Annotated in this window: 25 protein-coding genes; 22 read left to right on the top strand and 3 right to left on the bottom strand. The window is 39.8% G+C overall.

Annotation, left to right across the window (positions count from 1 at the left end):
• The first annotated feature begins 148 nt into the window (after nt 1-148).
• The 4 genes from ACYSNO_RS10505 (at nt 149) to ACYSNO_RS10520 (ending at nt 4,604) form a co-directional block, all read left to right on the top strand.
• Entirely contained in the window at nt 149-1,654 is a 1,506-nt protein-coding gene (locus ACYSNO_RS10505) for an ABC transporter permease (protein WP_461731042.1), read from the top strand.
• Nucleotides 1,655-1,666: 12 nt separating this feature from the next.
• Nucleotides 1,667-2,341, top strand: coding sequence for an ABC transporter ATP-binding protein (locus ACYSNO_RS10510; RefSeq protein ID WP_461731043.1), 675 nt, complete (start codon nt 1,667-1,669; stop codon nt 2,339-2,341).
• On the top strand, nt 2,334-3,893 hold the full coding sequence (locus ACYSNO_RS10515) for a PASTA domain-containing protein (RefSeq protein ID WP_461731044.1): 1,560 nt from the start codon (nt 2,334-2,336) through the stop codon (nt 3,891-3,893). Before ACYSNO_RS10510 ends, ACYSNO_RS10515 begins: the two co-directional genes overlap by 8 nt.
• Before the next feature lie 105 nt (nt 3,894-3,998).
• On the top strand, nt 3,999-4,604 hold the full coding sequence (locus ACYSNO_RS10520) for an NAD(P)H-binding protein (RefSeq protein ID WP_461731045.1): 606 nt from the start codon (nt 3,999-4,001) through the stop codon (nt 4,602-4,604).
• A gap of 113 nt (nt 4,605-4,717) precedes the next feature.
• Here the strand turns inward: ACYSNO_RS10520 and ACYSNO_RS10525 are convergent, their stop codons facing one another.
• A complete protein-coding gene (locus tag ACYSNO_RS10525; protein WP_461731046.1) occupies nt 4,718-5,554 on the bottom strand; it encodes an AraC family transcriptional regulator in 837 nt (278 codons plus the stop codon).
• A 188-nt stretch (nt 5,555-5,742) separates the two neighbouring features.
• On the opposite strand from ACYSNO_RS10525, the gene ACYSNO_RS10530 reads away from it, so the two are divergent.
• The 4 genes from ACYSNO_RS10530 (at nt 5,743) to ACYSNO_RS10545 (ending at nt 12,478) form a co-directional block, all read left to right on the top strand.
• The gene (locus ACYSNO_RS10530; RefSeq protein ID WP_461731047.1) at nt 5,743-7,485 is read left to right on the top strand and encodes an ABC transporter ATP-binding protein; all 1,743 of its coding nucleotides are present in this window, start codon (nt 5,743-5,745) and stop codon (nt 7,483-7,485) included.
• Nucleotides 7,486-9,267 carry an ABC transporter ATP-binding protein gene (locus tag ACYSNO_RS10535; protein WP_461731048.1) on the top strand — a complete coding sequence of 594 codons (1,782 nt, stop codon included), beginning with the start codon at nt 7,486-7,488 and terminating at the stop codon, nt 9,265-9,267.
• Between the two features lie 152 nt (nt 9,268-9,419).
• A complete protein-coding gene (locus tag ACYSNO_RS10540; RefSeq protein WP_461731049.1) occupies nt 9,420-10,922 on the top strand; it encodes a phosphohexomutase domain-containing protein in 1,503 nt (500 codons plus the stop codon).
• 170 nt (nt 10,923-11,092) lie between these two features.
• A complete protein-coding gene (locus tag ACYSNO_RS10545) occupies nt 11,093-12,478 on the top strand; it encodes an amino acid permease (RefSeq protein WP_461731050.1) in 1,386 nt (461 codons plus the stop codon).
• A 73-nt stretch (nt 12,479-12,551) separates the two neighbouring features.
• On the opposite strand, the gene ACYSNO_RS10550 is transcribed toward ACYSNO_RS10545, so the two are convergent.
• Together ACYSNO_RS10550 and ACYSNO_RS10555 are read right to left on the bottom strand one after the other, a co-directional pair.
• A complete protein-coding gene (locus ACYSNO_RS10550; RefSeq protein WP_461731051.1) occupies nt 12,552-13,736 on the bottom strand; it encodes a toxic anion resistance protein in 1,185 nt (394 codons plus the stop codon).
• A 74-nt stretch (nt 13,737-13,810) separates the two neighbouring features.
• Entirely contained in the window at nt 13,811-14,476 is a 666-nt protein-coding gene (locus ACYSNO_RS10555) for a 5-bromo-4-chloroindolyl phosphate hydrolysis family protein (protein ID WP_461731052.1), read from the bottom strand.
• A gap of 197 nt (nt 14,477-14,673) precedes the next feature.
• Here ACYSNO_RS10555 and ACYSNO_RS10560 point away from each other — a divergent pair, with 197 nt between their 5' ends.
• The 14 genes from ACYSNO_RS10560 (at nt 14,674) to ACYSNO_RS10625 (ending at nt 26,328) form a co-directional block, all read left to right on the top strand.
• The gene (locus tag ACYSNO_RS10560) at nt 14,674-15,243 is read left to right on the top strand and encodes an NUDIX hydrolase (protein WP_461731053.1); all 570 of its coding nucleotides are present in this window, start codon (nt 14,674-14,676) and stop codon (nt 15,241-15,243) included.
• A gap of 1 nt (nt 15,244) precedes the next feature.
• Complete coding sequence (macP, locus tag ACYSNO_RS10565; RefSeq protein WP_461731054.1) at nt 15,245-15,529, top strand: cell wall synthase accessory phosphoprotein MacP; 285 nt, start codon at nt 15,245-15,247, stop codon at nt 15,527-15,529.
• 30 nt (nt 15,530-15,559) lie between these two features.
• Nucleotides 15,560-16,255, top strand: a complete 696-nt coding sequence (locus tag ACYSNO_RS10570; protein WP_461731055.1) for a 5'-methylthioadenosine/adenosylhomocysteine nucleosidase — start codon at nt 15,560-15,562, stop codon at nt 16,253-16,255.
• Between the two features lie 11 nt (nt 16,256-16,266).
• Entirely contained in the window at nt 16,267-16,812 is a 546-nt protein-coding gene (locus ACYSNO_RS10575; protein WP_461731056.1) for a cysteine hydrolase family protein, read from the top strand.
• An 89-nt stretch (nt 16,813-16,901) separates the two neighbouring features.
• A complete protein-coding gene (locus tag ACYSNO_RS10580; RefSeq protein WP_461731057.1) occupies nt 16,902-17,441 on the top strand; it encodes a hypothetical protein in 540 nt (179 codons plus the stop codon).
• Nucleotides 17,442-17,510: 69 nt separating this feature from the next.
• Nucleotides 17,511-18,479, top strand: a complete 969-nt coding sequence (locus ACYSNO_RS10585; RefSeq protein WP_461731058.1) for a ribose-phosphate diphosphokinase — start codon at nt 17,511-17,513, stop codon at nt 18,477-18,479.
• 127 nt (nt 18,480-18,606) lie between these two features.
• Nucleotides 18,607-19,749, top strand: coding sequence for a cysteine desulfurase family protein (locus tag ACYSNO_RS10590; protein WP_461731059.1), 1,143 nt, complete (start codon nt 18,607-18,609; stop codon nt 19,747-19,749).
• 9 nt (nt 19,750-19,758) lie between these two features.
• Complete coding sequence (locus tag ACYSNO_RS10595) at nt 19,759-20,037, top strand: hypothetical protein (protein WP_461731060.1); 279 nt, start codon at nt 19,759-19,761, stop codon at nt 20,035-20,037.
• Nucleotides 20,038-20,116: 79 nt separating this feature from the next.
• Nucleotides 20,117-20,461 (top strand): DUF1831 domain-containing protein, encoded by a 345-nt coding sequence (locus ACYSNO_RS10600; protein WP_461731061.1) that lies wholly within the window; start codon nt 20,117-20,119, stop codon nt 20,459-20,461.
• 210 nt (nt 20,462-20,671) lie between these two features.
• Complete coding sequence (mnmA, locus tag ACYSNO_RS10605) at nt 20,672-21,790, top strand: tRNA 2-thiouridine(34) synthase MnmA (RefSeq protein WP_461731062.1); 1,119 nt, start codon at nt 20,672-20,674, stop codon at nt 21,788-21,790.
• 108 nt (nt 21,791-21,898) lie between these two features.
• The gene (locus ACYSNO_RS10610; protein WP_461731063.1) at nt 21,899-22,267 is read left to right on the top strand and encodes a DUF1033 family protein; all 369 of its coding nucleotides are present in this window, start codon (nt 21,899-21,901) and stop codon (nt 22,265-22,267) included.
• 103 nt (nt 22,268-22,370) lie between these two features.
• Complete coding sequence (locus ACYSNO_RS10615) at nt 22,371-24,449, top strand: DNA topoisomerase 3 (protein ID WP_461731064.1); 2,079 nt, start codon at nt 22,371-22,373, stop codon at nt 24,447-24,449.
• Between the two features lie 120 nt (nt 24,450-24,569).
• Nucleotides 24,570-26,009, top strand: a complete 1,440-nt coding sequence (locus tag ACYSNO_RS10620; protein WP_461731065.1) for a glycoside hydrolase family 1 protein — start codon at nt 24,570-24,572, stop codon at nt 26,007-26,009.
• 112 nt (nt 26,010-26,121) lie between these two features.
• Nucleotides 26,122-26,328 carry a hypothetical protein gene (locus ACYSNO_RS10625; RefSeq protein ID WP_461731066.1) on the top strand — a complete coding sequence of 69 codons (207 nt, stop codon included), beginning with the start codon at nt 26,122-26,124 and terminating at the stop codon, nt 26,326-26,328.
• Nucleotides 26,329-26,362: the final 34 nt, after the last annotated feature.

Consider the following 26,362-nt stretch of genomic DNA (forward strand, 5'->3'; position numbering starts at 1 on the left):
AACATGCATAAAATAAGGAGTTTTATTTCATTCTTTGGATTGGGAATTTTAAAGAAGAATTAGAAAGGCGACTTTACTTTGGAAAACGATTGTAAGGCCTCTCCTTTTGTGAAATAATATGGAAAAGTGAATTTGGAGGGAAAACAGCATGAATTTTTGGCAACGGGGGTTAAAAAGTGTTACGAGAAGGAAAGGACGTTCTTTGATTTTATTTTTAGTCGTCTTTATTTTAGGAAATGTCATCGCGGGTGCCGTTTCGATTGAGCAATCGACAAAAAATGTTGAAATTGCAACAAAAAAACAAATGGGCGCAAGAGCGACCGTCGAAATGGACTACGAGCGTTTTGATAAAGAATATCAAGAAAATCCAGAAAAATTTCAAGATGAACACGATTATTTTAAGAACCCGAGTTTAAAAGAAATCGAAGCAATCGGGGCTTTGTCTTATGTTAAGTATTTTGATTATTCCGTTACTTCTTACATTGGGACCAATAAAGTCAAAGCATATAGCCCAGAAGATATGGGCATTTCTTATGGTGGGAGTTCGCGTTTTCAGTTTAACGTGCGTGGCGTGAATCGAAAAGAAATGGTCGATTTAGAAGAAGGACTAATCAAACTTGTCGAAGGAGCAACCTTCTCAGAAAAAGACATTCAAGAAGGGACGCAAAATGTTTTAATTAGTAAAGAAGTTGCAGAGCTAAACAATCTATCCGTAGGCGATCAACTCGTTTGGGATGTGACAAGTGAATATTATCCTGACGATATGGAAGCCTTAGAAGGGGATGAGGACAGCGATGAGGCACCGATGCAACCGGAAGTCGTGACTTTTGATTTTCCGACGAAGGTCATTGGAATCTTTACTGTAGTGAAAAAAGAAGAAACGAAAGAAAAGTCGCCAGAAGAAGCTTCAGATGATAGTTGGCGAGCGATGGAGCAAATCAATACGATTTATGCTCCGAATGAACTTGTTAAAACCTTAAACAAAGAAATGCAAGAAAAAATCTGGAAAGTACCTGCAGAAGATCTCGTTGAAGATGAGTACTATCAAACGACTTACGTCTTGAAAAATACCGATGACTTAGAAGCTTTCCGTGAAGAAGCCAATGCACTGATTTCAAATGAATATTATCATATTATCGCTTCCAGTGATCAATACGATCAAGTAGCTGGCGGCATGAAAAAACTCGGAAAAATCTCAGGGTATGTCGTGATCATTGCGGTCGCAGCGGCACTAATGATTATTACCTTAATTGTGTTATTATTCTTACGTGATCGAAAACATGAACTAGGCATCTACTTATCTTTAGGTGAGAGTCGTGGGAAAATTATTGGACAAATTTTAGTTGAATTGTTGTTAACGAGTGCCCTCGCTTTAGTGCTTTCCTTAATTACAGGGAACTTATTAGCAGGAGGTATATCGGAATCTTTATTACAAATGGATTGGTTAAGTGGTAGTCAAGATGGCATGATGTATTATGGTGGGATGATGGATAATAATTTAACACCAGCAGACGTGCAAGATGCTTATCGTGTGACTTTTAGTGTGGGGTATATTATTAGTTACTTATTGATTGGATTAGGAACGGTCTTACTTTCAGCAATTGTGCCATTGTTATATATTTTACGTTTAAATCCAAAGAAAATTATGATGTAAGGGGGAATTAGGATGACTTTATTAGAAACAAAAAACGTCGATTATTATTATCAAGATGGCGATCAACGTCGCTATATTTTAAAAGATGCCTCAGTTCAATTTGAAAAGGGAAAATGTTATTCCATTTTAGGGCAATCCGGCTCAGGAAAAACAACCTTCTTATCCTTGATTAGTGCCTTAGATTCACCCAAAGAGGGGACAGTATTACTAGATGGCAAAGATATTAAAGAAATTGGCTATGACCACTTTCGACGAAACAAAATCAGCATTATCTTCCAAAGTTATAACCTCGTTCCTTATTTAACAGCTGTTGAAAATGTTTTGGTCCCGATGTCAATTACCGATAATGAATTGCCAAAAGACCATAAAGAAGTCGCTTATAACTTATTAGATTATATTGGGATTACCCGTGACAAAGCGAACCGTTTAGTCAATCAACTATCAGGTGGGGAACAACAACGGGTCGCGATTGCCCGGGCATTAGCGACGAATGTGGATATTATTTTAGCAGATGAGCCCACCGGAAATTTAGATGAAGAGATGGAACAAGAAATTGTAGATATCTTTAAAGAGCTCGCACATACGCATAATAAATGTGTCATCATGGTGACGCACTCGAATGAAATTGCTCAACAAGCGGATGAGAGACTCTACTTGCGTAAAGGTGTGTTAAAGACTTATGAGTGATTTTTTATCTAATTTTACAAAAGGGCAATATGATGGGAAAAAACAAGGAGAAGAAAAACCGAAAAAGACGGAAAAAGCGACGGACGAACAAACAGTCAGCCAGCAACCAGAAAACGTTTTTGAGCGTCCCTTAAACGGAGACCTTATCGAAGAATCAATGGAAAACGTGGAACCAATGGAAGGTTTTTCAGAACCAAGCGTGGAACCTGACCCTGAGCCAACGCCAATGCGTCGCAGTAAAAGAGAAGAAACAAGTGTCAGTCGATTCCAAACAGAAGAAACCGAATTTGACCCAACATATAAGAAAAAACAACAAAAAAAATACTTATTGATTGGTATCGGTTCTGTTTTAGCATTATTACTGCTCTTTGTGACCTACTATCAACTGACGCATGTCAAAGTGCCGAATTTTGTGTCAAAAGAAGTGTCTGAAGTTCGAACGTGGGGCAATGAGTCTGGTGTGAAAATCGAAGTCGAACAAAAGTATGATTTTGAAAAAGAGATCAATCAAGTCATTGAACAAGATTTTCCTGCAGATAAAAAAATTCGCAAAGGGAAAACTTTAGCGATTACGAGTAGCCTAGGTCCGAATCCAGATGAGAAAATCAAGTTAGCTGATTTTTCTAAGATGACAAAAGACGAAGCGAGCAAATGGATTGAAGAACAAAAAGCAGAAAATATCACCATTATTGAAAACTATGATAATCAGTTGAAAAGTGGTGCTTTTATCAAGCAGGAGTTTGCGAATAAAGAGTTAAAAGCAGAGGATTACAAACGTAAAGACCGCTTGATGCTCTATTATTCAAAAGGGAAAGAAGTTTTTGAAAAGAACATTGAAGTACCTGAACTAAAAGGCAAAACCTTGACGGAAGCGGAAGAATGGGCGAAGAAAAATGAAGCGAAATTAAAGATAGAAAAAGATTTTTCGAATACCATTGCTGAGGGGACCGTCATCTCTCAAGAAATTGCGAAAGGGAAAAAAATCGCAAAAGATGAAACTTTGGTTTTACATGTTTCAAAAGGAAAAGCGATTGAAGTGCCTGATTATAGTCAATATACGATGGATGAAGCATCTGCAATTGAAGCGAAGATTCCTGTTGTGATAAAAAGCTTGTATTCTGATTCCGTCCCTTATGGACAATTTATTAGCCAGTCCGTCGAAGCAGGGAAACAGTATAATGAAACAGATACCATTCCAACCGTGACCGTGGTCTATTCGAACGGAAAGCCCTATATGAAAGACTTACGTGGCTCAGTGAATGAAGGGGACTTACCTAAACTTTTCTTTGATGAATATGAATCGAAAGGTGCAAATGTTTATTACTCTGTGTACTACGTCGATTCTGCTGAACCGAAAGGGACGGTTGTGGAGATGAGCGTTTACGGACAATTCATCAGCTCTGGTACAACTGTTTGGATCGGTATTAGCCTCGGAAATCTAACCGATCGTACGCCAGAGGTTTCTGAACCAGATGCCGATGCTTTTACTGGTGCAATGGAAGAACCCGAATTACCCGATGCTTTGGCAGAAGAAACACCAATGGAAGAATGAAACGACCAAGAGACTGTGACAGCTGTTGCAGTCTCTTTTTCTTATCTTTGCTTTTCGTTAAAGGAGAAGGATTGATTTATTTTGAAAAAGAAGGGAGAAAAAGAGATGAAACAAGGGATGATTGTATTTGGTGGCACTGGTTTTTTTGGTCAAGTTTTGATTCAACAAGCGTTAAAAGCTGGCTTTCAGGTGACAAGTGTTTCGAGAAAGGGCAAGCCGACCCATCAAGCATCTTGGCAAAAAGAAGTCAGATGGCTGGCAGCCGATGTTTTTCAACCGGAAGAATGGTTGGGAGAACTGGAACAGATGACTGTACTTGTTGACGCGATAGGCATCATTCAAGAGCAACCAGAAAAAGGGGTGACCTACCAACGCTTCAATGAAGATGCCGCGCGCTTGCTCGCAGAAAATGGGAAAAAAGCCAAGGTGCCGCTTTTCGTTTATTTATCCGCCGAGCCATTTACCAAACGCTTTTTACAAGGTTATTTTGCTTCAAAACAAAAAGCGGAAGCGAACATTCAGTCCTATTATCCAGAAGCACTTATTTTTCGTCCAAGCCTCATTGTTGGGAGTCAACGACGAGGGACCCGATTGGCGCTTTTTTTTCGTCCGATCATTCGTTGTTTTTTTCCTCGGTTTCAGCCACAAAGAGTTGAAAGGCTTGCAAGCGAAGTTCTAGAGGCTATTCAATTCGCCTGTCGAGAAGCGTGAGGCTTGCCATTTTTACCCTCTAAAAAACATGCCATCTTTTGACAGCCAGCCTGAGAATCGAGGTGGCATGCAAGGATGACATGTTTTTTTCGAATAGAAGATGAGAAGAAGCGCTACTCTGCTTTTTTGGGGCGATCATTGTTTTTAACAACGGAAGGAGAAATCCCAAAATGTTTTTTGAAGGATTTACTAAAATGATAGGCATCCTCATAACCAACGAGTTTGGCGACTTCTTTAACGGTTAAATCTTCTGTTTGTAACAATTCATGTGCTTTTTTTAAGCGAATTTGAATCAGGTAGTTAATTGGAGAGACGCCTGTGGAATCTTTGAAAATTTTGGAAAGGTAGGTTGGGCTGACATAATAAAGGGTCGCCAAGTGTTCGATTGAAATATCTTTGGCGTAGTTATTTTCCATATAGGTCATAATTAATTGAATCACTTGATGCATGCGGTCGTTTTGGCTGGCTTGTGTTTCATCTGAAAAACGGACTTTCTTTTCCAAACTACGCAAAATTAAAATCATCATCTCCATGACGAGTGCCTTTCCCATCAAGTTAAAATTCGTTTTTTGTTGGTTAAACTCTTCGATTAGTTGCCAAGCTTTGTCGAAAATTTTTAGTTGGCTGTCTTTCATTGAAAGCAAGGAACCACTAAGAGGAAAATGATTTTCTGCCAATCCATGGAGTTGAAAGTTTTTAATCCCGATATGTAACTGGTGCGAATACGTATTTAAAAGTTGTTTTTCGGCGTGATCAATCCCCGGATTAAAAAGCAAAATATCCCCACTGCGGACCGTTTGCCATTCATTGTCAATTAAATAGAGTGATTCTCCTTGTAAAATAATGGAAATTTCAAAAAAGTCGTGATGGTGAATCATATTTTCATTGTCTGGTTGGTTCCAAAGGTCAAAAGCATATAAGACGTCTGGTTCAAAAGATTGTAAATTCATGGACTCTCCTCATTTACTGTTCAAGATTTTCAACGTCTATTATACCTTAAAAAGAAAGCAATTTCATAAAAGAAGGTTTTTATTTGCCAAGTCGTAGAAATTTCCATGTCTTAAGTAGGATATTCCATTCTTTTTATAAGGGGACGTTGTATGATAAGACTAGTAAAAAAGAGAAAGAGGTGTCTCGTATGAATAATTTCCAATGGCTTTGGCAATATTTACGAAATTATAAATTTAGAATTGTCATTGCGCTTATTTTTGTTGTCATCAATTCATTGCTGATTATTATTAACCCGATATTAACCGGCGAATTAGTTGACAAAGTGATCGACCAAGGCCAGACGAATTTGTTAGTACCGTTTTTAGGAATCATGATTGGGGTTCAGTTTTTCCGAACAGTCATTCGTTATTCTTATCAAATCATGTTTGAGCGGGTCAGTCAAAATGTCTTATTTCGCTTAAGACAAGACATGTACAAAAAATTACAGGAGTTAGATTTTGATTTCTTTAACCATACGCGTGTAGGAGATATCATGGCAAGAATGACAGGGGATACGGATGCGATTCGTCACTTTGTTTCTTGGGTGACATATAATGGAATCGAATCGATTTTATGGTTTATTACAGCCATTGTGATGATGGGCTTAATCAATTTCCCGTTAATGCTGGCACTTGTGGCAATTACGCCATTTATCTATCTTTTGACCACTTATATGTCAAAAGCGGCTCATCCGGTCTTCTTTGAAATTCGTGAAAGCTTCTCTCGCTTAAACTCCATGGTGGAAGAAAATATTGGTGGGAACCGAGTCGTGAAAGCTTTTGCTCGTGAGCAGTTTGAGATTAAAAAGTTTACAGAATATAACGAAGATTACAAAGAACGCAACATGGCCTCTGCGCGAGTCTCTGCCAGATTCTTACCATGGTTAGATTTATTAGCTGGAAGCTTAACCTTAACCACGCTCTTTTTAGGTGGTTGGTTCGTAATTAACGGTTCGATGACCTTAGGGGAATTGATTATGTTTAATGGTTTCTTATGGATGTTAAATCAACCAATGCGGATGAGTGGCTGGTTAATCAATGACGTGCAACGTTTTTCAGCATCTTGCATTAAGATTCGTCAAATGTTACATACCAAAGCGGACATTCCAGTTGAAGAAACGGAAGAAAGCTTACAAATTCAAGGATTTGTGGAATTCCAAGAAGTTTCTTTCCAATTTTCAGACGATCCAGAGACGGATATTTTAACCGATGTCTCCTTCAAAATTGAACCGGGACAAACAATTGGTATTCTAGGAGAAACAGGTTCAGGGAAGACAACATTAGTGAACTTAGTTGCTCGTTTCTACGACCCAACAAGTGGTCGGGTATTGATTGATGGCAAAGATGCCAAAGACTACCCTGTTCGTCAATTAAGAGAAAATATTTCGATGGTTATGCAAGATGTCTTCTTATTTTCCAATACCATCGAAGACAACATTGCCTTTGGAAATCCTTATATTGAACCTGAATATATCCAACGTGTGGCGGCGGTAGCAGACGCGCATAGCTTTATTACTAAAATGCCACAAGGGTATGAAACCATTGTAGGAGAACGGGGAGTTGGCTTATCTGGCGGACAAAAACAACGAATTTCTCTTGCTCGTGCCTTAGCAAAAGATCCAAGTATTTTAATTTTAGATGACACGACTTCAGCTGTTGATATGGAAACGGAGTCGAAAATTCAAAAAGAATTGGCCCATCTAACAGGTGCCAAAACCACCTTTATTATTGCCCATCGAATTTCTTCTGTACGTGATGCGGACTTAATTTTAATGATGGAAAAAGGCCATGTGGTTGAACAAGGTAGCCACGAAGAATTAATTCAGAAAAAAGGCTTCTACTATGAAGTGTATCAAAAACAATTAGGTTTAACGAATGGGGAGGTGGGATAGATGGCACGTAATCGCTTTGATGAAGATGAGGAGTTAGCACAGGAATTTAAGTGGTCGCACTTTAAACGAGTCGGTGAGTATGTCAGCCCCCACAAAGGTTCCATCTCAAAAGTTTTATTGGTGATCGTATTAGCGAATATTGCAAGTATGTTAGGTCCATACTTTACTAAAATTGCCATTGATGAAGTCATTCCACAAAAGAACTTCAAATTACTTGTCATTATTTCGGTTGTTTTCTTACTGTCGCTCTTCTTTATTGCTTGGTGTATGAAATATCGAATTATTGCTATTACCGAAATCGGTCAAAATATTTTAAAAGAGATGCGTCATTCGATTTTCGAGCATTTACAACGCTTGCCCTTTGCTTATTTTGACAACCGTCCACACGGGAAAATTTTAATTCGAGTGGTAAATTACATTAATACGCTAAGTGATTTGCTCAGTAACGGTTTAATTAATTTAATTTCGGATATCATTAGTGTGGTTATTACCCTGGCATTCATGTTCTTTATTGATGTCAAATTGACTCTATATAGTTTAATTTTACTACCGATTTTATTCGTGATGGTTTTATTTATCACAACGAAACAAAGAAAAGCTTATCAGCATTTAAGTAACAAACAATCAAACTTAAACGCTTATATCCATGAGAGCATTTCAGGGATTAAAATTACCCAATCTTTTGCTCGTGAAAAAGAAAATGCAGAAATCTTCGATGAAGTCAGTAATGAATACCGCGATGCTTGGATGAAGGCCGTGAAGGTTCAATTCTTGTTATGGCCTGGGGTACAAAACATTTCGGTTTTGACAACCAGTTTGATTTACTTTATTGGTATTCGCCAAATTGGCGTAGAAGTGTCAACCGGAACATTGATTGCCTTTATTGGGTACATTAATAATTTTTGGAATCCAGTGATTAATATTGGGAATTTCTATAACTCATTAATTACTGCAACGGCTTATCTTGAACGGATTTTTGAAACAATGGATGAAATTCCAGATATTCAAGATGCACCCAATGCACAAGTCTTACCGCCGATTCAAGGGAATGTCGTTTTTGAAGAGGTTGTTTTCCGTTATGAAGAAGGAAAGAACATTTTAGATGGTGTGACTTTTGATATTACACCAGGTGAAACCATTGCCCTCGTTGGTCCCACTGGGGCAGGAAAAACAACGATTATTAACTTGTTAAGTCGTTTCTATGACATTAACGAGGGAAGCGTCAAAGTCGATGGGTATGACGTGCGAGATGTGACCTTGGAATCTTTAAGAACTCAGATGGGCGTCATGTTACAAGATACTTTCGTCTTTTCAGGAACGATCTTAGATAATATTCGATACGGGAAGTTAGATGCAACGGAAGAAGAAATTATTGAAGCAGCGAAAGTCGTTCGGGCTCATGATTTCATCAAGGAATTAAAAGATGGCTATCACACGGTCGTTGAAGAACGCGGAAGTACCTTATCTGCTGGTCAACGCCAATTGATTTCCTTTGCCCGAGCCTTGTTAGCTGATCCGAAAATCTTAATCTTGGACGAAGCCACATCAAGTATCGATACAAAAACAGAGGAATTACTACAAGAAGGACTGCAGCAATTACTAAAAGGTCGAACTTCCTTTATTATTGCTCATCGCTTGTCAACAATTAAAAATAGTTCGCAAATTTTCTATATCTCCGGTGGGAAAATCGCAGAAGCGGGAACCCACGATGAATTAATGGCACACAAAGGATTGTATCATCACTTGTATCAATCCCAATATGATTTGGTTCGCGCAGGCTAGCTGAATCGATGCTCCAAAGCAAGATCCCCCTCTTGCTTTGGAGCATTTTTTGATTTTATGCGACTGTTTCGTCAGCGATAAATTTTTTTAATTTTCATCCTTTTTGCTATAATGAAAGCGTTGGACAAAAAAGAAAAAAGGAGTCGAAGGTGATGGTTGATTTATTGGCGTTACAAAATGGGTCGGATATTCGTGGGATTGCGCTTGCAACGGAGGAAGAACAAGCGAACTTAACAACAGAAGCAGTGACAGAAATTGCGTCTGGCATCCTTCATTGGTTAACGAAAAAAGTGCCTTTAAATAAGGAAGAAGTGTTCAAGATAGGGATTGGAACAGATAGTCGCTTAAGTGGGGATTCATTGAAAGAGGCCCTTGTGACAGCATTGATTGCTCAAGGCGTCGACGTGATTGATTTTGGTTTAGCTACGACGCCAGCGATGTTCATGAGTACACAGTTTCAAGCGTTTGCTTGTCATTGTGGCGTGATGCTGACGGCCAGTCATTTACCCTATTATTTCAATGGCATAAAAATTTTTCATCCACTTGGTGGTGCCGAAAAGGAAGACATTCAAGAAATCTTAACCAATACCAAAAGAATCACTGGAAAGAAAAAAGGGGTGTTACAATTCGGAGATTTAATCACTCCTTACGCAGCAGACTTAGTGGCGAAAATTCGTCAAGGCATTCCTGGGCAGCCGGAAAAACCTTTAGCAGGCTTGAAAATTATTGTCGATGCAGGCAATGGTGCCGGGGGCTTTTTTGCGGAAAAAGTCTTACAACCTTTAGGAGCAGATACGACGGGTTCACAATTTTTAGAACCCGATGGCCGTTTTCCAAATCATATTCCAAATCCTGATAATAAAGAGGCCATGGCGAGTATTCAACAAGCCGTGTTAAAAAGTGGGGCGGACCTTGGTGTCATATTTGATACCGATGTGGACCGTTCGGCAGTTGTCACAAAAAGCGGCGAGGTTTTAAATCGGAATAATTTGATTGCCGTCTTGAGTCGAATTATTTTAGCAGAGCATCCAGGAACAAGTATCGTGACCAATTCCCCCACAACGGATCATTTAAAAACCTTTATCGAAAAGCGAGGGGGCAAACAAGTACGTTATATTTCAGGCTATCGGAATGTAATTAATAAAGGGATTGAATTGAATCAAGCAGGCATCGATTGTCAGTTAGCAATTGAAACAAGCGGGCATGCAGCTTTTAAAGAAAATTACTTCTTAGACGACGGAGCCTACGTGATTGCTAAAATTTTAATGCTTTTACCACAATTACAAGCACAAAATCAAACGTTAGAAGCGATGATTTCTGATCTAAAACAACCTCTCGAAACACAAGAAGTACGTTTTCAATTAGAAGTATCTGATTATCAAAGGCTTGGTCAAAAAGTCATAAAAGACTTATCAGACATTGTGCTACCAGGCTGGACGGTGGATCCGGAAAATGAAGAAGGCATTCGATTCAAATTAAGTGGTCCCTTTGGCTCAGGTTGGTTTTTACTGAGAATGAGTTTGCATGAGCCTTTGCTAGTTTTGCAAGTGGAAAATGATGTCGTCGGCAAGGTTCCGCTTGTTTTAAAAGAAATCCAACAATTTTTAGCTGCCTATCCAAAAGTGAATCAGGACGCACTCTTAGCATTAGGATAATCAAAAAAAGTATCAAAAGAATCGCGAATTCTTTTGGTACTTTTTCTCATTTAGATGGCGTATTTCATTGGATTTTGGTAAAGTAGGGAAGGAATCGAATCGTGAGGGGAAATTTCAAAAGAAATACAAGAAAAACAGTGAATCACTGATTCATTGGAGAGGAGAAAAAAATGGAGATTTTTCGTAAAAAAGAAATCACCAAAACTTCAGGAAACGATATGAAAAAAAACTTGAAGTTAAAAGACCTAATATTATTAGGAATTGGTGCGGTTATCGGCACGGGGATTTTTGTGGTTACGGGAACAGCTGCAGCAAATTACGCGGGACCAGGCGCGACACTCTCTTTTTTAGTTGCGGCATTCGTGGTTATTTTAAGTGGCTTTTCATTTGCAGAATTTGCCTCCCGTGTACCTGTTACTGGGGGGCCCTATAGTTACATGTATGTCATTTTCGGCGAAATTAGTGGTTGGATGGCAGGCTGGTTCCTAATTTGTGAATATTTACTAGCGGTATCTTCCGTTGCTTCTGGTTGGTCGTCTTATGTCCAAGGATTTTTGACCAGCATGGGCATTCATCTACCTAAAGCTTTGACTGGAGGGTACAATGTACAAGAAGGCACTTATATTGACCTCATTGCGGCACTAGTTGTGCTTTTTATCACAGTCTGGGTAACGCAAGAAGCCAAAAAAGCCTTACGCTTAAACAATCTTATGGTTTGGGTGAAATTTGGGCTGATTGCTTTATTTATTCTCGTTGGAATCTTTTTCGTAAAACCAAGCAACTGGCAACCTTACATCCCATTTGGATTATCTGGTGTGTTTGACGGGGCAGCGTTAGTTTTCTTTGCCTTCTTAGGTTTTGACGCCATTGCGATGGCAGCAGAAGAAGTTGAAAATCCACAAAGAGATGTACCAAGAGGGATCATCGGCTCGATTGCGATTGCGACGGTATTGTATGTAATTGTGACACTCATCTTAACTGGGATGGTTCCCTATACAGAATTAGGTGTAGGCGATCCGGTAGCCTTTGCTTTACGCTATGTCAATTTCGGTATTGTGGGCTCCATTCTTTCCGTAGGCGCAATCTTAACCTTGTTAACCGTGACAATTTCAATGCTCTATTCCTTAGTTCGTCTAATCTATGCCATTAGCCGTGATGGCTTACTGCCGGCTTTTTTATCAAAAATTGATAAAAAGCACCGGACACCGGTTCGTGCAACCTATGTTACAGGATTGATTGCCCTATTTTTTGCAGCAGCCTTTCCATTAGACCTTTTAGCGGAACTAACCAATATTACTGCTTTGGCGTGTCTAATTATGATGTCTTTAGGAATTTTACGTCTCCGTAAAACGCAAGGGCAACCCAAAAAAGGGGAATACAAAGTACCGTTTGTTCCTGTGTTACCCTGGTTAAGCGTCTTAGCTTGTGCCTTTTTAATGAGTCGTTTGCAAACGGCGACCTGGATTGTCTTTATCCTGACGATTGTTTTTGGTTTAGGCATTTATTTCTTATATGGCTATCAAAATAGTCATTTAAATCAGAAAAAAGAACGATAAAAAACGCTGCATCTTCCACTCAGATTGAATGGGGATGCAGCGTTTTTTATGTAAAGTAAAAGCGAAGTCCTGTTTATTGCGTTAAGTCTAATAGGCGTTGTTTTAAATCTTCTTCCATGTTGCCAAGTTCAATTTCAGCCGCATGACGTTTTTCTTTTCCTTCTTGTTGAATTCTTAATGTTTCTTGAATGGTTTCAATTAAGTCGTTTTGTGTTTGCTGTAAGGTTTCGATGTCAACAATGCCACGTTCATTTTCGCGAGCCGTTTCAATCGCGGAGACTTTAAGCAACTCTGAATTTTTCTTCAAGAGGTCATTGGTCGTTTCAGCGACTTGACGTTGCGCTGTTGCCGCGTCTTTTTGCCGTAAGAGAGTTAAGGCAATGGCGACCTGGTTTTTCCATAAAGGAATCGCCGTATGAATGGAAGCTTGAATTTTTTCTGCCAAAGCTTGGTTCGTATTTTGGATTAAACGAATTTGCGGTGCTTGTTGAATGGTGATTTGACGAGTGAGACGCAAGTCGTGCGTCCGTTTATCTAAACGATCCAAAAATTGCGTGTAATCATTTGCGATTTGCACATCCATTTGATCGCCGGTTTCTTCGGCCTTTTTCATCGCTGTTGGAATGGTTTCTTGTTGCAATTCTTCCATTTTCAATTCGCCAGCCGCAATATAAATATTTAAGGCATCAAAATAGTCTTTGTTTTTTTGATAAAGCTGTTCAAGCATCAAGTTGTCTTTTAATAAGCCTTCTTTTTCTTTGTCTAATTTCACGGCAACTTTATCGATTTGGGCGCCAATTTTTTGATATTTTGCTGTGACTTCAAAAATGGATTGTTTGACTTTTCCAAACATTCGTTTAAAAACATTGCCTTCCCCAGCGCGTAAATCATCTGGGTTGGCTTCTTGTAGGCGGTACATTAATTCTGTTAATGAATCTCCAACGGGGCCCACATCAGAGGCTTGTACGTGGTTGAGCATCGATTGCGAGAATTCGCTTAATTTGGTTTGAGCGGCGGAACCATAAGTAATAATTGCTTGTTGGTCGGTAGAATCAATTTTGGAAGCAAGTTCTTTTGCTTGTTGTTGTCTTTCTGCCGGTAAACGATCGAGTAAACGAGGAGCGGCTTGTTGTTGCTGTCGTTCATTGAGTTCATTTTTTTGAGTTGTGGTCAGGCTTTCTATTTGTGTTTCAAATGGGTTACTTAATAAATCTTCTAGTGTATCATTGACATCTGTCGTAGGTTTTTGATCGGTCATTTGAGTTCCTCCTTAAAATCGTGTGATTCATTCGTAGTAAAAAAGAACTGGATTTTCATCCAGCTCTCCAAAGATTATTCGTTTGAGTCTGTCTGGCTATACCTATTATCTCTTTTTAAACTTTGTTTGGCAATCGATAATTCCACATCCAAATCGTCTAAATCATCGGCAACAAATTGCTGATAATCACAAGTAATGAGGGAAGCCAATTGGCCGATAATTTGAACACTTTCTTCCATTTTTTCATAAGTTTCTCGGCTTTTTACTTCATGTGCGTTGATTTCAATATATTTATCCGTTAAATCAACCATGTTCGGTAAATGGGTGTATAAAAAGTGGCTGGCTTCATGTAGGCGTGTCGGTTCTTTGACAAGTTCTTTAAACAAGCCTTTCGCTGCTCGTAAGGTATCGTGACGCAAATCAATGGCTTTGAGTTTGGTATTTCTTTGAACGTTATCTTGTAAACGATCAATTTGTTTCTTTGTTTGGTTGAGCGTTTCTCGGAAAATTTCGATTTCTCTTGGCGTCATGCCACTCGCAAGATAAGCTTCCTCACGCTTTTTCGTTAACGAAGGCAAAGCTTCTTGTGGCGTCGCTTTTCCTTTCGAACGAAAAGCAAAAATCAAAAGTGAGACACCTAAAAGAAAGAGTAACATGTTAGGACTGATTCCACTGATCCCGAAGATTCCAAAAGCTGCAACACTAACGAAAAGAATGGTCCAGACTTTTTTATTTTTCATTTTATTATGCCTCCTAATAAGATTGGTAAAAATTAACTAGAAAAATCAGTAAGTGTTTCCTACAAGGTTCATTTTAGCATGTTCTAATTAAGAAAAGTATACGACTTGGGATGGATTTTTATAATTTAGGAATTTTATAAACAATTCTATGTTAAAATATGAGGAAAATAAGGATTATTGAAGGGAAGTAAAAAGAAATGCTTCGTTATGAAGATTTTGAAGAAAAAACAATGACCCGACAAGAGATTTTTAAAGGGAAAATTATTGAGGTGTATCTTGATGAAGTGGCTTTACCGAAGGGTGGCACAGGAAAAAGAGAACTCGTTTTTCATCCAGGAGGGGTCGGTCTTTTGGCAGTGACGCCTGAAAAGAAAATTGTCCTAGTAAAACAATTTCGTAAACCATTAGAAAAAGTGTTGTTAGAAATTCCCGCAGGAAAAATCGAAATCGATGAAGGCCACAGTCCAGCAGAAACAGGTGCGCGGGAGTTAGAAGAGGAAACCGCTTATCGCGCAGAAAGTTTGGAACATCTGGTTTCCATGTATCTTTCTCCGGGTTTTTCCAATGAACAATTACATATTTATCATGCGAAAAATTTAGTCAAGGTGGACAACCCACTGCCGCAAGATGAGGATGAAGTCTTGGAATTAATGGAGTTAAGCTTAACGGAAGCCAAAGAAAAGATTCGCACACAAGAAATTTGTGATGCCAAAACCATTTATGCGATTCAAGCCTGGGAACTACTTTTAGGAAAAGAAAGGGATTAGCATGTCAAAAGGACCATTAGTGACACGTGCTTCACTGCGAAAGTTGCGTGAAGCCGAAATGAAAGAACAAGAACAAGTCGCACAACAAGCGAGTAAGACCTATCAGAAAGAAGAAAAAAAGATTAAAAATTACTATCGAAAACAAGCCAAACAACAAGGAACCATTCAAAAAACACGGTCAGGCGAAAAAGAGAAATCACGCCGCATGAATCATTTTTTGATGAAATGGATTGTCATTGTGACCGTTTTGATTGTGCTTGTGGCTTTAATGGTTTTATTTTGGTAAACCCTTAGAAAAAATAGAGGAGTGTTTTGTGTGAAAATTGGTGTTATCGGAGCGATGGCTCAAGAGGTGGCAGTCTTAAAAAAAGCATTGGAGAATCATCAAAAATGGGAAAAGGCAGGTGCGACGTTCTATCAAGGAACGATTGGACAGCATGAAATCATCGTCGTCCAATCAGGCATTGGAAAAGTGTTAGCCTCGATTACCACCAGTTTATTAATTCAACAATATGGGGTAGATCTAGTGATTAATACGGGTTCTGCTGGAGGCATTGGTGCTGGATTGGCTGTTGGTGATCTCGTGATTGCAGATAAATTGGCGTACCATGATGTGGATGCGACCGTCTTTGGCTACGTTTACGGCCAAGTTCCAGGCGGCATGCCACTTTATTATGAAGCCGACCCAACCTTTGCCAAACGAATGAAACAAGCGGCTCAAGAAACACAACATCAAGTGAAGTCAGGTTTGATTGTAACAGGAGACAGTTTCATTGCGGATTCGACGCGTTTAACGGAAATTTTGACTCACTTTCCAGAGGCGTTGGCTTGTGAGATGGAAGGGGCAGCGATTGCGCAAACGGCACGTCAATTTGACGTCCCTTGCTTAGTCGTGCGAGCGATGAGCGACACAGCTGACCACGAAGCAACGGTGAGTTTTGATGAATTTATTGAATTGGCTGGCAAGCGTTCTGCTGAAATGGTTCTTCATTTTATTAACTTATGTGAATAGGAGAGAAAAAAATGAAAGCATTGTTATCGATTGACTATACTTGGGATTTTGTTGCAACCAAAGGGGCTTTGACCACTGGTGAAGCGGGACAAAAAATTGAAGCAGGGCTCGTAGCGATTACGAAAACCTTCATTGAGGCAGGAGATTACGTTGTCTTTGCGATTGATAAGCATGAAAAAGAAGAGGCATACCATCCAGAGAATCGATTATTTCCACCACACAATTTAGCAGGGACCAAAGGACGTGACCTCTACGGTTCTCTCGCACCACTCTATGAAGAAAATAAAGAAAAAGAGAATGTGTACTGGATTGATAAACGGCATTACTCCGCTTTTAGTGGCACTGATTTGGATATTCGTTTACGGGAACGCCAGATTAGGGATCTGTATTTAACTGGTGTCTGTACAGACATTTGTGTGCTCCATACTGCCATTGATGCCTATAATTTAGGTTACCGTATTTTCATCGTCGAACAAGGGGTAGCAAGTTTTGATCCTGTTGGACACGAGTGGGCCTTACGTCATTTTACTGGAACGCTAGGTGGAACGATTGTGTAAGGATGAAAAAAACAAGGGGGTAATCAAGCGGATTACTCTTTGTGGTTCGACGAAGTTCAGTCATGAATCAATAAAAAGGAGAGAAGCACATGGAAAAAGAAATTTGGCATGGTTTACCAGAAGAGCGTTTTAAGACCTACCGTCATTGGATTACACCAAAAGGGTATTTATGTGGCACCTATGCTTCAATTGTACTCCTTGCATATTATCAAGATTTTATCGATGAATCCTTGATTCCTGCCTTTATTCGTCGCAAAAACAGTCGTGAGGTGCAACCCTTGGCAAGCTTTTTACAATTATTTATTCAACGCCAAGGTTTGCCAACCGTTGCTTGGCAAGTCGCGCATGGCTTATCTCGTTTTTTTCACTACCAACAAAATCCTTTACGCGGTCGCGCAACGATGCTCGGTGGCTGGCAACGTGTCGTCAAACGAATTGACCAAGGCAAACCGGTGATTGTCGGAGTCAATCGCCTTTTAGGCAGTACTTATGGCAATCATTGGCTTGTGGCTTATGCTTATTTGGAAACACCTAGCGGCAAACGTTATTTGAAAGTACATGACAACTGGGGGAATCATGCGGCGGTTATTCCTATGAGATGGGTGAATGGGACAGTCTCTTTGCCTTGAATATTAGGCACAATTAATGATAGAATGGAAAAGGAATGGCTATTAAACAATAAACAAGCGGAGGAACTTATGATTAATCAATACCAAGATGATACAGTGAAAATTTTTAGTTTAAATGGCAATTTGCCATTAGCTGAAAAAATTGCCGGTGCCTTTGGGAAAGAACTAGGGAAATGTGTCGTAAAGACTTTTGCTGATGGTGAAATTTCAATTAATATCGAAGAAAGTGTTCGTGGTGTGAATACCTATATTATTCAAGCAACGAATGAACCTGTGAACAATGCTTATATGGAATTGTTAATCATGATTGATGCAATGAAGCGAGCAAGTGCCAAAACGGTTAACGTGGTGTTGCCTTACTACGCCTATTCTCGTCAAGATCGGACGGCAAAACCACATGAGCCGATCAGTGCAAAATTAATTGCCAATATGTTAGTCGAAGCGGGAGCAACGAGAGTTTTAACGCTTGATTTGCACACCGTTCAAGTTCAAGGCTTTTTTGATATCCCGGTGGATAATCTATTTACCATGCCGCTTTTTGCCCATTACTATAAAGAAAAAGGCATGGAAGGGGAAGACTATGTTGTCGTTTCACCTAAAAATAGTGGTGTGCAGCGAACACGTAGCTTAGCAGAATATTTAAATGCCACCTTGGCGATTGTCGATCAAGATGAAGCGCTCGAGGAAGGGTATGTGATTGGTGATGTTGTAGGTAAAAAATGTATCATGGTGGATGATATGTTAAATACTGGAGAAACCTTTGCGATTGCAGCTCGTTTACTAAAAGACGCAGGTGCGAAAGAAGTTTACGCTTGTGCTTCGCATGCCTTGCTCTCACCTCCAGCGAAAATGACACTGGAAGCCGCACCAATCGTTGATATTTGTGTAACGGATTCTTGCTATACAGATGAAGAACGTCATCCAAATAACATGACCTACATTACTTGTTCCGAATTAATGGGGGAAGCGATGAAACGTATCCATGAAAACACCCCAATGAGCCCCTTGTTCCACTTAGAAGAAAAAAGCTATTTGTAAAGAAAGAAGCAATCAATGGTCGATTTGATAGCAACTTATTTTCTGCAAAAATCGTGACACTTTCAATGAAAGAGAGTCACGATTTTTTTATCCAATTTTATCTAATTAAATGAAAGGTGGTTTTTAGATGGCTTATTTTGATCACGCGGCAACAACACCAATGCATGCAGCGGTGATTCCGGCAATGACACAAATAATGGAAGAAGTTTATGGGAATCCTTCGAGTATTCACCAACATGGTCGAAAAGCCCATGAGCATTTGGAAAGTGCGCGTCAGGCAATTGCGAAACAACTTCAAGTCAAAGCCAATGAAATTATTTTTACGAGCGGAGGGACAGAAGGCGACAATCTCGCAATCACCGGCACCGCCTTTGCTCGTCAAAAGGAGGGCAAGCATTTAATTACGACCATGGTGGAACATCCCGCAGTGTTAAATACAATGAAATATTTAGAAACACAAGGGTTTGAAGTGACTTATTTACCTGTTGATGAACAAGGGCAAATCACCGCGGATCAAGTGCAAGCTGCATTAAAGGAGGAGACAATTCTCGTTTCCATCATGTATGCAAATAATGAAACAGGTGTCCTTTTTCCAATTCAAGAAATCGGTGCGCTGCTAGCGAACCACCCAGCGACTTTTCATACGGATGCGGTGCAAGTTTATGGGAAAATCCCTTTGCGACCCAAAGACTTGTCCATTGATTTATTAAGCATCGCTGCCCATAAAATCAATGGACCAAAAGGTGTTGGATTTTTGTTTCAAAAAGAAGGAACGAAACTCACGCATTTAATCCGTGGCGGCGCCCAAGAAGAAAAACGTCGTGCAGGCACTGAAAATCTGGCTGGGATTGTGGGCATGCGTACGGCCATTGAGTTATTAACCGAAGAACAGCAACAAATCAATTGGGAAACATCTCAACAATTTAGCGATTATTTGCTCGAACGCTTCATACAAGAAGGCGTCCAATTTTCTGTGAATGGTGGCGAGGAAAAGAAACTTTCCCATATTTTAAATTTACGTTTACCTGGCGTTCCAAGTAATTTGTTACTGATGCATTTAGATTTACAAGGTTTTTCAATTTCTACAGGTTCTGCTTGTAGTGCAGGCGATGTGGAGCCCTCTCATGTGCTAGAAGCGATGCACGGAGAAGGTCACCAAAGCTTGAAAGAATCGATCCGCATAAGTTTTGGTTATCAAAATACCCAAGAAGAAGTTGTCGCTTTGGCGGATGCCCTAATTGCTGCTGTGAAACGTTTGAAGAAAGACTAGGGTGAAAAAATGAGTGAAGTCAATTGGTTAGAAGCTGGTTTAAACAGTGCGAAGGAGTTAAAAATCATCATGAAAGGTGCCGTTGAGCAAAAGTCAGAGGAGAAGCTTGGTGTTGTTTCTTTAATCGATGCTTCAAAAGATGTCGAGAAAATCAAACAAGTCTATGCTGAAGTCACAGCGGAAGATCCTGAAAGTTATTATATGATTTACGGTGTTGATTTAGATGAACGTTTAGATCTTCTTTCTCATTTTCCCTCGATTGCGATTGAAAAAGCAGATTTAGCTTAAGGACTTTCATCAAAAGAGACTAGCTAAAAAAGGGAAAAACTCTTATAATTAAGGAAAGTGAATAAAAAGAGGTGGAAAAATGGCATTTGAGCAAAAAGCAACCATTTTGGGCTGCGATGTATTTTATCGAATTGCTCCCGAAGCAAGACGTTACACACTGAGAGACAATGGTTTTACCGAAACAAACGGCAAAAACTTTCAACTCATTCGTCCTTTGGAAGCAACACCCCAAAGCAATGAAGGCTTTAAATTAAAGATTACCGTTGACTCAGACATCAAGACCTTAAAAATGTCTGTTACGACTGCCAATGGTTTAAAAGCAGTCAATCTATTCAAAGGAACCCAACATGAAATGTTACAAGAGAAATTCTATTTCTTAATGGATGGTTTCATTAGTCGTGGGTTATTTGAAAAAGTAGAATAATGGATGGAAAACTTGAGGCAAGGTGAAGACAACCTTGTTTCAAGTTTTTTGTTATTTGATTGATTTTATTTTGAACTTTAATCATTTTCTAAAAAAAAGCGGATTCTCGTGAAATTTTCATGATTCTCTTGTATAATGGCAAGTACTGAAAAAGTTGCGACCTTCAAATCGTAGAAATTCAGAATTTAGATTGAAATGATGGTGATATTCATGACAGACAACAGCAAGATTCGTGTCGTTGTCGGCATGAGTGGCGGGGTGGACTCGTCAGTAACAGCGCTTTTGTTAAAAGAACAAGGGTATGATGTCGTAGGGATTTTTATGAAAAATTGGGACGACACCGATGAAAATGGGGTGTGTACTGCAACAGAAGACTATAAAGATGTCGCAAAAGTTGCCGCCCAAATTGGGATTCCCTATTATTCGGTGAACTTTGAAAAAGAATACTGGGATCGTGTGTTTGAGTATTTTTTAGCGGAATATCGAGCAGGAAGAACACCGAATCCTGACGTGATGTGTAATAAAGAAATCAAGTTTAAAGCTTTCTTAGATTACGCCATGGATTTAGGTGCAGATTATGTAGCAACTGGCCATTACGCCCAAGTGGTGAAAGATGAAAATGGCGTCGTACAAATGTTACGAGGTGTGGATAATAATAAAGACCAAACCTATTTCTTGAGTCAACTTTCCCAAGAACAATTACAAAAAACAATGTTCCCACTCGGACATATGGATAAATCTGAAGTTCGTAAAATCGCAGAAGCAGCTGACTTAGCGACTGCGAAGAAAAAAGACTCGACCGGGGTTTGTTTTATTGGCGAAAAGAACTTTAAACAATTCTTAAGTCAGTACTTACCAGCGAAAAGCGGGAACATGGTGACCTTAGATGGGGAAGTCAAAGGCCAACATGCAGGTTTGATGTATTACACGATTGGTCAACGCCAAGGCCTAGGTATTGGTGGTGGCGGGAGTCCAGAACCTTGGTTTGTGATCGGAAAAGAGTTAGCGACCAATACGCTTTATGTCGGGCAAGGCTTTAATCACCCGCAACTATTTGCGGACAAATTATTAGCGAGTGTGATTCACTTTACAACGGATGAAACCAAACCAAAGGAATTTCGTTGTACGGCAAAATTCCGTTATCGGCAACAAGATGTGCCGGTAACCGTGCGTCTTTTAGAAAATGACCAAGCAGAAGTCATCTTTGACACACCAGCCAGAGCGGTTACTCCGGGACAAGCGGTTGTCTTTTATGACGGAATGACTTGTTTAGGTGGCGGATTGATTGACCAAGCGTATCAAGGAGAAGAAGTGTTACCTTATATCTAGGCCATTCTTTGTTATTTAACAGTTTTCTTCACAAGCAAAATAATTGAAACATCTGCCAAAACTGACTACTATAGCCTTAATTCAAGAAAAGAGTGTGAGGTGTAAAAGATGTATCAAGTCCTAACAATGTATGGAGAAAATGAACCTTGGTGGTTTTTTGAAAATTGGCAAGAAGAGATTCGAAATGTAGAACAGTTCGACACGCTCGAAGCCGCCCAAACAGCCTATGCCACACAATGGCAGGAATTGCGCGCATCTTACGGACACGTTCACGTGAAACCTAATTTTTTAACCGCATTTTGGAATGACGGCGAGGAACTTTGGTGCGAAGATTGTGTCGAAGGGCTACAGTTATTCCTAGGATTGGCTTTATTAAAAGATTATCAACCAGTGACAGTGGAAGTCGATCGAAGCTTTTATCAAGCCATTAACCAAATGAACGATCAAGAAAAAGAAAAAACGTGCCAACGGAAATAAGTAAAACTCAAAAGAATTTTGACGAATAGAAACTGTTGCTTATAATAGAGTAAGTAACAGTTTTTTTGAGCTGTCTTAGAAACCCGGAAAAAAAGGAGAAAGAATGAGTAAAAAACTAGTATTAACAGAAAAACCAAGTGTTGCGAAAGACTTTGCTAAAGTTTTAGGCGCAGTGCCAAAAGGCAAGGAGTATTTTGAAAGCAATCAATACGTCATCACTTGGGCCTATGGGCATTTATTATCATTAAAATTACCCGAAGATATCAACCAAGAATGGAAGACTTGGCAATTAGAAACTTTGCCAATGATTCCAAAAAAGATTGGCTTAAAACCTTTACCAAAAACGCATCGCCAATTGAAAGTGATTGGTGACTTAGCCAAGCGTAAAGACGTGACAGGAATTGTCATTGCCACGGATAGCGGACGTGAAGGAGAAGCCGTCGGACGCTTTGTTTTTGAATGGATCAAAACCAATAAACCGATGGAACGACTGTGGATTTCTTCGCAAACAAAACAGGCCGTCCAACAAGGTTTTCGCGAGTTGAGACCCATAAAAGAATTTGAAAACTTGTATCAATCTGCTGTCGCTCGTGGCAAGGCCGATTGGTTAATTGGGTTGAACGTCACTCGCGCATTGACCGTTAAATATCATGACAGTTTATCGGCAGGACGTGTCCAAACACCGACACTTAGTTTAGTCAATCAAGCACAAGAAAAATCAGAGAAATTTATTCCAACGACGTATTTCTCAGTTGATTTACTTTACGAGAATCAAAAAGGTCGTTTGCAATTAAAAAATCCTCAACAATTGACTGAACGGAAACAAGCAGAAGCGTTTGTGAAAGACCTTAGTGGGAAACTGGGACAAGTGACAAACGTGGAAACAAAGGAAAAAAGTCAAGGGCAACCGTTACCTTATGACCTGACTGAATTGCAACGAGTCGCCAATCAGTTGTATCAATACTCGGCGAAAAAGACGCTCTCTTTAGTCCAAAGTTTATATGAGAGTCATAAAGCGGTTAGCTACCCAAGAACCGATTCGAAGTACTTACCCAAAGACGTGGCAGCAACGATGAAAGATCGTTTACAGGCCATCGCGGGATTTGAACCAAAGGCAAAAGAATATCTTAAATCCGGCAGTAAAGTCCAGTTACCAAGCGTTTTTAACGATAGCAAAGTAACCGATCATTACGCCTTGATTCCAACCGAGGAAAGTCCGAATGTTTCGCGTATGAGTAGTGATGAAGTGAAAATTTATCGTTTAATTGTGGAACGTTTCTTAGCGCTGTTTGCCGAAAAACATGTGGTTCAAACGGTGAAAGCAACGGTTGACTTCTCAGGCAATCTCTTTGTTTTTCGCCAAGAACAAGTATTACAAGCGGGCTGGAAGGCAAGTGAAAAAAAGAAAGTCGCGTCCGTTGATTGGAAAAAAGGAAGTCATGTGAAGGGGCACTTTCAGGTCAATCAAGAACTGACTTCACCTCCAAAATTGGCCAATGAAGGCAGTCTTTTGGCTCAAATGGAAAAACACGCGTTAGGAACCCCTGCGACACGGGCAGAAATTATTGAACGTCTATTAAAATCAGAGTTGATGGAACGACGTGGGAACCATTTGGCAGTCACACTAAAAGGTAAGCAACTACTGACACTTGTCAATCCCTCACTCGTAACCCCAGAATTAACTGAAAAGTGGGAACGTGATCTAGAAGCAATTGCCCAAGGAAAGAAATCGTCTCATGTTTTCTTAAAAGAAATCGAAGCCGATACCAAGCGGTTAGTCGCCGAAATCAAGAATTCGAAAGAAGAGTACAAAGATTTTTCTTTAACGACCAAAATTTGTCCCGAGTGTGGCGAACAGTTACGCGAAAGGAATACAAAAGACGGGAAAATTTATATATGTAGTGGCCCGGACTGTCGCTATCGCCGCCGTAAAGACCCGAAAGTTTCGAATCGTCGTTGCTCGCAATGTCGAAAGAAAATGGAAATTATTGATGGGAAAAATGGCGCATTCTTCAAGTGTAAATATTGCGGCATTAGTGAGAAAATGCTAGACAATAAAGAGCGTAAGAAAAAAATGACGAAACATGAAGAAAGACGATTAGTGAAAAAATATAGCCAAGAAGAAGAACCGGCAGAAAGTGCACTAGCCCAAGCTTTGAAAGCTGCAATGAAAGAGAAGTAAGAAGGAGAGAAGAAAGGTCGTAAAAAGACACTTTCTTCTCTATTTTTTTGAGTAGACAAAAAGTAGGAACTATAGGAAGATAAGGAAGAGCAAGCAAATTTGTAAAGGAGGATTTTTTTAATGAATCACTTAACAATGCCAAAAGATTTTCTATGGGGGAGTGCCTCGGCTGCCTATCAAATTGAGGGCGCACACACTTTAGACGGTAAAGGATTGTCGAACTGGGATGAATTTGTCCAAATTCCTGGAAAAACCTACAAAGGAACAACGGGCGAAATAGCAGTTGATCATTACCACCGTTTTAAAGAAGACATTGCTTTAATGGCTGAGATGGGCTTGAAAACCTATCGCTTTTCGATTGCTTGGACGCGAATCTTCCCTGAAGGACGGGGGAAAGTCAATCAAGCAGGACTTGATTTTTACGAAGCGTTGATTGATGAGTGTTTAAGTTATGGAATCGAGCCAATGGTCACCTTGTATCATTGGGATTTGCCACAAAAATTGGAAGAAGCTTATGGAGGCTGGGAAAATCCGGCGGTCATTGACGATTACGTGCATTATGCAAAGACCCTTTTTGAAGCCTATCAAGGGAAAGTGAAATACTGGATTACGATGAATGAACAAAATATCTTCACTTGGTTTGGCTGGATGACGGCGCTTCACCCACCAGGAAAATTCAATGAGGAGAAAATGTATTACCAAGTCAATCATCATGCTTTTTTAGCCCATGCCAAAACCGTTTTAGCCTTTAAAGCAATCATGCCGGATGGGAAAATTGGTGCAAGTTTTGCTTTTAGTCCAAGTTATGCCATCGATAGCAAGCCAATCAATGGTCTGGCAAAACTTGATCACGACAACCTAAAGAGTTATTGGTGGATGGATGTCTATGCTTACGGACGCTATCCAAGAACTGCGATGCGCTATTTGGAACAGCAAGGGGTCGCACCGACTGTAACGGCCGAGGATGAAAAAATACTCCAAGCAGCTGCAAAATTAATTGATTTTATGGGAGTCAATTATTATCAAACAGCCGTCGTTGAGTATAATCCGCTTGATGGGGTGACTCCTTTTGGAGAAATCAATACAACTGGTAAAAAAGGCACTGGGCAAGTCACTGGTGTGCCAGGAGTTTATAAAAATCCGCCCAATCCATTTCTTGAAACAACGGATTGGGATTGGGTAATCGATCCTTCAGGCTTACGTCTTGCTTGTAAAGACATTACCAGCCGGTATGATTTACCCATTATTATTTCAGAAAATGGCCTCGGTGCTTTTGATGAAAAAACGGCTGATAATCAGATTCACGATGAGTATCGGGTGGCCTTTATTCAGGCTCATGTCAAAGAACTTATGCGTGCAGTCGATGAAGGTTGTGAAATCTGGGGCTATTGCACATGGTCCTTTACCGATTTGTTAAGCTGGCTAAATGGCTACCAAAAACGTTACGGGTTTGTCTATGTCGATCGTGACGAAGAAGGTGGGAGTTTAAATCGTTATAAAAAAGATAGTTTTTATTGGTATCAAGAAGTCATTGCGACCAATGGAGCAAGCATCCAATAAGAGGTCGTAGCTGTCAGTACACGCAGTACCATTGAGAAAAGACCTTCCTGTAAGGATCTCATCTAAAAGAAGACACGAGGACAAGTCATTTTGTCTCGGTGTCTTTTTTTAGTTGCCAGTACAAATGACTTTTGCTCCAAAAGGGATCATTGAAAATCGTGCCAATTGGAAAGATTATTTGGCAAAAGGAATGCCAATAATGGTGCGGGGGAGTAAAATCCCACCAACGACATATTGTCAAGCGAGCAACCAAAACCTCTTTTCGATAGTCGTCATCGGATTCCTCTTTTTCTTTCTAGACGATCGTTCGTTTAACTGAAAAAATCAAAAAGAAAAAGAGCTACAGTGCTTAC

It is taken from the genome of Enterococcus sp. LJL98 (assembly GCF_054871745.1).